Source organism: Novosphingobium sp. B-7, from assembly GCF_000410615.1.
Classification (GTDB): domain Bacteria; phylum Pseudomonadota; class Alphaproteobacteria; order Sphingomonadales; family Sphingomonadaceae; genus Novosphingobium; species Novosphingobium capsulatum.
Window position 1 is genome coordinate 8,257 of sequence record NZ_KE148375.1, and the last position, 2,016, is coordinate 10,272.

The following is a 2,016-nucleotide window of genomic DNA, read 5'->3' on the forward strand; positions in this document are numbered from 1 at the left end:
GATCAGGATCGCGCCGGCGAGCGAGGCATAGACGCCCAGCAGCGTGGCATGCTGCATCGCCAGCGCGATGATCACGATGCCGCCGATCGCGGCGCAGCCGGCCAGCAGCAGGCTGTGGGCAAAAGTGTGCCGCGCGCGATTATCCAGCCACGCGACCAGCCCGGTTGCAAAGAACCAGATCAGGATCGTTGCCAGGACAGGCAGGACGTGGCCGGTCCAGCTTACCATGCCGGTTGCAGCCGGACCGTGGCGGGCAGCCGATTGTGGCGCGGGCGCAGCAGGAACATGCGCGCAAAGTTGGCGCCGGCGCCGATTGCCCCGGTGGCGCGCAGCCATGCGCCGGCGAGGCCGCCGCGCGCCTTGCCGGCGGCGATGCGGTTGCTGGCCACGAGCAGGCGGTCCATCGCGCGGCGGAAGCGGGGATCATCGGTATCGAGTTCCACCGGGAAGACCTGGCGCGCGATCTGCGAGCAGATGGTGAAGACGCGGTAATCGTAATCGGTGGGATCGAGGCCCAGCGCCTGGTGAAACACCGGGCGGGCATGATCGCGCACATACATCGTGGCATAGACCGCCAGCAGGAAGAAGCGCACCCACAGCGTGTTGGCGCCGCGCAGCAGCTTGGGATCGGCGCGCAGCAGCAAGGCGAAGGCTTCGCCGTGGCGGAACTCGTCGTTGCACCATTCCTCGAACCAGGCGAAGATCGGGTGGAAGCGCAATTCCGGCTTGGCGGCCAGCTGGCGGTAGATCGTGATATAGCGCGCGTAGCCGATCTTTTCCGACAGATAGACCGAATAAAAAATGAACTTCGGCTTGAAATAATGGTATTTCTTGGCCTTGGTCAGGAAGCTCAGGTCAATCCCGATGCCTTCGTCCTTCAAGGCCTCATTGATGAAACCGGCATGGCGGCTTTCATCGCGGGCCAGCAGCTTGAACAGCATCTTCATATCCGGGTTGCTGGTGCGCCGCGCCATTTCGGCATAGAGGATGCACCCGGAAAATTCCGAGGTGAGCGAGCTGACCAGGAAATCGGTAAATTCGGCGCGGAGTTCGGGTTCGAGCGCGGCGATGATGCCGGAAAAGTCCTGCTCGCGCTTGAAGTGGTGCTTGTTGGGGTCGCTGACCATCTCGGCGATCAGTGCATCCCATTCGCGCCGCACCAGCGACACGTCGATCGCGTCGAGCGCCTTGAAATCCGTGGTGTAGAAGCGCGGGCTGAGCACGGTTTCGTGGCTCACCATGGCATGAACATCGGCCTTGGCGGCCACCGCGGGATGCTTGGCGGTGTGGGCGTTCATCTGAGGCTCCCAGGTGTGAAGCTGACTTCGTAAATCTCGGTCAGGCCAAGATAGGCGGCAAGGCGGGTCCAGGCGCGCAGCAGCGGGCCGGCGCGCACCACGGTGGCGGTGCGTTCTAACACCACGCTTTGCCCGAACAGCACCCGCACCGGATCGCCATGCACGCGCACGCGGTCACCGGGATGCACCGCCAGATCGCCATCAAGCTCCACATGAGCGTGGAAATGGGCGGCGCTCTGTTCGATCGCGATACGGCAGGGCACGGTAAAGGCGCGGGCGCGGATCATGCCTGGCTGCCTTTCAGGAAGCGGGCGAAGGCGGCGCGGTTGGTGGCGCCGAACGAGCCCAATTCCACCGCGCGGCCGGTCGTCGGATCGCGCAGGGTCAGTGCGCCATTGGCCCACTGCGTCAGTTCGAACGGTGCGGCCGGGCCGATGCCGTGCATGCGGCGGTCGCGCGCCATGCCGCGCATCACCCCGCGCACAAAGCCGCCGCCGTCGTTTTCACCCACCAGCACGGCCAGGGTGCGGCCGCTGTCGGTATCGTCCACCACCACGGCGCCATCGGCACGATCGGCAAAGACCAGGTGGCGCACTTCGACGGCGGCAACCCTGTCCTGCGCGCGCTCCACCGCTGGCACCGCCTCGCGATCGAGCACGCCGACGCGGACCAGGGTGGTCAGTGCCAGGGTAATCGCCACCAGCGCCCCGGCCATGGC

The 2,016-nt window shown here is 65.6% G+C and carries 4 protein-coding genes; all 4 read right to left on the reverse strand.

The features are described from left to right. On the reverse strand, window positions 1-228 hold a 228-nt coding region (locus tag H926_RS34855; protein ID WP_043609842.1), incomplete at its 3' end, for a DUF3623 family protein. Beyond that, window positions 222-1,298 (reverse strand): magnesium-protoporphyrin IX monomethyl ester (oxidative) cyclase, encoded by a 1,077-nt coding sequence (acsF, locus tag H926_RS0115565; RefSeq protein ID WP_022677146.1) that lies wholly within the window; start codon window positions 1,296-1,298, stop codon window positions 222-224. The genes acsF and H926_RS34855, both read right to left, overlap by 7 nt. Beyond that, window positions 1,295-1,585: a hypothetical protein gene (locus tag H926_RS0115570; protein WP_022677147.1), complete on the reverse strand. Its 291-nt coding sequence runs from the start codon at window positions 1,583-1,585 to the stop codon at window positions 1,295-1,297. Before H926_RS0115570 ends, acsF begins: the two co-directional genes overlap by 4 nt. Beyond that, window positions 1,582-2,016 (reverse strand): photosynthetic complex assembly protein PuhC (puhC, locus tag H926_RS27975; protein ID WP_022677148.1); only part of this gene is annotated, 435 nt, incomplete at its 5' end. The genes puhC and H926_RS0115570, both read right to left, overlap by 4 nt.